This window comes from Catenibacterium sp., from assembly GCF_052354645.1.
Classification (GTDB): domain Bacteria; phylum Bacillota_I; class Bacilli_A; order Erysipelotrichales; family Coprobacillaceae; genus Catenibacterium; species Catenibacterium mitsuoka_A.
On the sequence record NZ_DAWDDM010000143.1, the window covers coordinates 1 to 5043 of the forward strand.

At 35.4% G+C, this 5043-nt stretch carries 5 protein-coding genes; 2 read left to right on the forward strand and 3 right to left on the reverse strand.

Annotated features, from left to right (window positions below; genetic code table 11):
- The 3 genes from rplI to ACT8VG_RS07180 form a co-directional block, all read right to left on the reverse strand.
- The coding region (gene rplI / locus ACT8VG_RS07170) for a 50S ribosomal protein L9 (RefSeq protein WP_444195507.1) at positions 1 to 133 on the reverse strand (133 nt) is incomplete at its 3' end.
- Positions 134 to 135: 2 nt separating this feature from the next.
- On the reverse strand, positions 136 to 2091 hold the full coding sequence (locus ACT8VG_RS07175) for a DHH family phosphoesterase (protein ID WP_117459092.1): 1956 nt from the start codon (positions 2089 to 2091) through the stop codon (positions 136 to 138).
- 14 nt (positions 2092 to 2105) lie between these two features.
- On the reverse strand, positions 2106 to 2996 hold the full coding sequence (locus ACT8VG_RS07180) for a DUF2232 domain-containing protein (protein WP_187012304.1): 891 nt from the start codon (positions 2994 to 2996) through the stop codon (positions 2106 to 2108).
- A gap of 90 nt (positions 2997 to 3086) precedes the next feature.
- Here ACT8VG_RS07180 and ACT8VG_RS07185 point away from each other — a divergent pair, with 90 nt between their 5' ends.
- Both ACT8VG_RS07185 and ACT8VG_RS07190 read left to right on the forward strand, forming a co-directional pair.
- Positions 3087 to 3392 carry a metal-sensing transcriptional repressor gene (locus tag ACT8VG_RS07185; protein ID WP_288704394.1) on the forward strand — a complete coding sequence of 102 codons (306 nt, stop codon included), beginning with the start codon at positions 3087 to 3089 and terminating at the stop codon, positions 3390 to 3392.
- A partial coding sequence (locus ACT8VG_RS07190; RefSeq protein WP_444195506.1) for a heavy metal translocating P-type ATPase occupies positions 3389 to 5043 on the forward strand: 1655 nt, incomplete at its 3' end. The genes ACT8VG_RS07185 and ACT8VG_RS07190, both read left to right, overlap by 4 nt.

Here is a 5043-nt window from a genome sequence, read left to right on the forward strand (position 1 = left end):
TCTTACCTGTTTCTGTTGCCATTAAAGCTTTACCATTCTTAATTAAGAAGTTCTTTCCATAACCGTCAGATACATTAACGATTTCACCCTTCTTACCAACTTTTTTCACATCTTCTAATAAAATAACTTTCATATTTATACACCCCTATCTTCCAAATATGCATCTATGGCATGTTCTAATCTCTCTTTTGCTTCTTCGATTGTCACATTTTCAATCTGACAGGCAGCCATAGAGAAATGACCACCACCATTTAGATCTTCCATAATCATCTGGACATTGATTTTCTTAGAACTACGTGCGCTGATTGCCACTGTGTTCTTAGATATATATCCTATCGCAAATGCAGCATAAATGCCAGAAACATATACTAATTGGTTTGCAGCCTTTGCGAGAGTAGAACGACTGAGTTCGTCATCTTTACCTGTCGCAATAAGGAATCTATCCTTATAACGATAAGCTGATTCAGTGATATCAAATATTTCTTTCATACATTCAAATGAATCTTCTAATAGTTCATATGCAAGTGCTAAGTCAGCCTGTGCTTCTTTGAGTTTAGCTGCTGACTGGAATGTTCTTGTACCCACATGCTGTCTGAAATAGTTTGTATCTACTAGCATCCCTGTATACATAACTGTCGCATCAAGTGATGAAATTTCAATTTCATGTTGCTGGTAGTCAAATAATTCTACAAGTAATTCTACTGTAGAGGATGCAGATGGTTCTAAGTATGTGAGAACCGGCGAAGAAATAAATTCTTCACTACGACGATGATGGTCAATAATGACTTTGTTTTTTACTTTATCAAGTACTGAGCGGCTAATAGCCAATGAATCCTTATGGTTATCTACACAGATTAATAAAGTACCTTTATTGGCTTTTTCAAGTGCTTCTGAAATAGTCAACATTAAACCCTTATAATCAGGATTACTTCTCAACATTTCTACGACACCTTTTGTTTTTTCTTCAAGAGATTCATAGTCAATCACGATATTGGCTCTCTTACCTAAATTCTCTGCAATACGCGCAGCCGCAAGAGAAGCACCAAATGAATCCAAATCTGAGTTCTTATGTCCCATAACTAAGACATTACGTGAACGACTAATAAGACCGGCAAGAGATTGTGCCATAATACGTGAACGTACTTTAGAAGATGTTTCAAATGCATCTGTTTTACCACCAAAGTAACGTACATGATCTTTACCACTCTTAATCGCAATCTGGTCACCACCACGTGAATAAGCAAGACTTAATGCTGAAGAAGCAAGTTCTTCTAATTCTCTTAATACCTTTGTACTTCTACCAATACCAATAGATAATGTCATAAGTACATCTAATTCTTCTATCGCATTCTTGAAATCATCCAAAATAGAGAATTTAGATTCAATAAGTTTCTTATAGATACGTTCATTAAAGAAAACAATGTATTTACCTGTCTGATAACGTCTAATGATCATACCATTCTTATATGCCCAGTCAGTAATTGTACTACGGCATAAGTTTTGAATCTTTACCTTCTGTGATTCATCTACATTCGCAATAATTTCATCATAGTTATCCACAGTAATATAACCCATGCATACCTGCATATCTTCATAGTCCTGTGATAAAGAGACATATTGTGTCACATCCTTCATATAGATGAGTCTTGTATCCGCACTATTATATACTTCGAATTTCTTTCCTTTGACTTCTATTGTTTTGACATCTTCATCATCAAAAAGACTAGCAAGTGTAGGCTGCCATTCTAATAGCTTGATTCCTACAATATTGATATTTAATGCCTTTAAGAAGTCTGAAACCCATGTAATGTTTCTGTTTTCATCATATTGAATCAATCCTACGCCACCATAGATCAAAGCATTCTTTGCATCAATACCTAAAGCATCACTGACTGAATAGCTGTTTTGATCCATTAAGTAGCCCATATAGAATAGTAACGATATGTAGATTACATTCGTAATAACCGCAAATATCGCAAGACGAAGCATCCAAGCCTGATGAAATATACCAAAAGCCGCAAAGGTCGCAAAGGTAATAAATACGAGTAAAAGAACAAAGATATTTCTAAGTTGTGCAACTTTTCTCGTCATTGTAGAAGCCCTCCTTATTGATACTTATTATACAGTATTTGACGTATTTCAACAAATATATCAATAATTCCTAGAATCACTAATAGTGTCTGTAGGAACGGAATGAATACTAAAAATATAAGTAAGTTAGAATAACGTCCATGGTTTCTGATAATAAGATAAAAAGAGAGGAAAGCAAGTCCATCCACCATAAATCCTAAGATACTAATAAAATAGATATATTGTACAATAACAACATTTCCAAAATATTGTCTCGCAATCATACTACCTGCAAGCATAATTGCGAGAATATATCCCATTTTAGGACTGAATCTAAATGTCGCAATATGAATACTCATATCAAAAGGTATTCTTAAGCGTTTAAAGAATAATGCACATAACATCATGACTAGATAACTCTGTAAGAATGACATGATGAGTATAGAGAGTGGAATGAGATTATAGAAGTTCTGGAAAGTAAAAGCATTTGATAAAGAAGGCACAGCCGCAATAATCTGGTTATACATTTCTTTCGCTTCAGTGAGTAAGTTAATACCTAGTACCCCTGAGAATACATAGAAATATAAAAAGTCAGATAAAAAGAAGAATGTAGCACCAAGTACCAGCATTGTTTCTTTCTTAGCTTTATTTTTTAAACATAGCCCTACAACTGTTCCCATACCAAGTGATGAGAGGACAATTAATACATAGCTAAGTGTTCCAAATAGGAAGGCAATGACCATGGAAGCAACGGAAGTCATTAAAGCTTCTTTAAGTCCTGTCTTATAGCTATAAATAGCCATAGGAATAGCCATTCCATAGCCGATTAAGCTATCAAACATCGTACCTGTCATTGTATTGAGTACTGCAAGGACACCAAATAGTGATGCGATGAGTGCACCCTGCACGAGTTTATTTGTTTTCATAATTTATTTCTCCTTGTGGTCATTATACAACAATCACATTGCTTGACGTATACCCCTACAGGGTATATGATTGAAACAGGAGGTGAAATAATGGATAAAAAAGATTGCTGTTGTAGTGAACGTCATAAGGATCGTAGTGAAGAAGAGAAGAAAAAACTCATGAATCGCCTCAAACGTATCGAAGGTCAGATTCGAGGAATTGAGGGCATGGTTGAGAAGAATGCCTATTGTCCTGATATTTTGATTCAGGTTTCTGCAGTCAATGCAGCTTTGAATAGTTTTAATAAAGAATTACTTGCAAAGCATATTAAGACATGTGTTGTGGATGATATTAAAGAAGGTCATGATGAAACAATTGATGAATTAGTAAAAGTATTACAGAAGGTGATGAAATGAAACAATATAATATTACTGGTATGAGTTGTGCAGCGTGTGCCAATCGTATCGAAAAAACTGTAGCTCATATTAATGGTGTAGATAGCTGTTCTGTTTCTTTACTTACAAATTCTATGGGCGTAGAAGGAACAGCATCTTCTGAATCTATTATTCAGGCAATTGAGAATATTGGATATGGTGCAAGTGAAAAAGGTGTTGAAAAGGTAAAAGACGATTCTTTAGTGGATCATGAGACACCAAAATTAAAGAAGAGATTGATTACTTCTCTAGTATTCCTAATACTATTAATGTATTTATCTATGGGTCATATGATGTGGAAATGGCCTGTACCTTCGTTTTTGGAGAATCATGTATCTCTTGCAGTAACAGAAATGTTATTGACTATTATTATTTTAGTCATTAATAAAGCATTCTTTATTAATGGGTATAAGAGTTTATTTCAATTATCCCCTAACATGGATGCTTTGGTCGCATTAGGGTCTAGTGCTGCTTTTGGTTATAGCTTAGTTGTTTTATATTTAATGATTGATGCCATGAGCCAGGGACAGATGATGAAGGTGATGAGTTTAGGACATGATCTCTATTTTGAATCTGCGGCAATGATTCCTACTTTAATTACTGTTGGTAAGATGTTAGAGGCAATGTCTAAAGGACGTACTACAGATGCCTTAAAGAGCTTAATGGATCTTGCGCCTCAGACTGCAGTCATTATTAAAGATAATAAAGAAGTCACTGTAAGTATTGATGAAGTGAATAAGGGTGATTTGTTTGTAGTAAGACCGGGTGAAAATATTCCTGTCGATGGTGTGATTGTGGAAGGTTCTACAGCTATTGATGAATCTGCCTTAACAGGTGAAAGTATTCCTGTTGATAAAACTGTGAATGATACAGTATCAGGTGCAACACTTAATCAGTCAGGTTTTATTAAAGTACGTGCCACTCGTGTAGGAGAAGATACAACACTTTCACAGATTATTCAGATGGTGAGTGATGCAGCAGCCACTAAGGCACCTATCGCAAAGAAAGCGGATCAGGTCTCTGGTATCTTTGTACCTGTGATTATCGGTATTGCGTTAGTCACATTTATTGTCTGGATGATTCTAGGAAAGAGTATTGGATTCTCTATTGCCCGTGCTATTTCTGTATTGGTTATTTCATGTCCATGTGCACTTGGTCTTGCAACACCCGTAGCTATTATGGTCGGCAATGGTATGGGCGCTAAAAATGGTATTCTATTTAAAACTTCTGAATCATTAGAAGTCACAGGTTCTATTGATATTATTGCGTTAGATAAGACAGGTACAATCACAAAAGGAACTCCTGTAGTCACTGACGTGGTCCCTTATAAGATAGAGAAAGAAGTACTATTAAATTATGCTTCTAGTCTAGAAAAAAAGAGTGAACATCCTCTTGGTAAAGCTGTGACTGATTATTATCAAGGTAGTGAAGATGTTGAAGACTTCGAGATATTACCTGGTCATGGGTTAAGAGGGTTAATTCACGGTAAAGAAGTATTAGGTGGAAGCATCAAGATGATGGAAAAACATATTCCTGAAGAAATGATGAAACAGGCATCTGACAAGGCAATGGAAGGTAAGACACCTCTATTCTTTAGTTATGATGATACTTATCTTGGTATGATCTGTGTGGC

Excerpts from the sequence above, each read along its gene's own strand:
- ACT8VG_RS07175 (WP_117459092.1), bottom strand. The coding sequence starts at position 2,091 with ATGACGAGAAAAGTTGCACAACTTAGAAATATCTTTGTTCTTTTACTC.
- ACT8VG_RS07180 (WP_187012304.1), bottom strand. The coding sequence starts at position 2,996 with ATGAAAACAAATAAACTCGTGCAGGGTGCACTCATCGCATCACTATTT.
- ACT8VG_RS07185 (WP_288704394.1), top strand. The coding sequence starts at position 3,087 with ATGGATAAAAAAGATTGCTGTTGTAGTGAACGTCATAAGGATCGTAGT.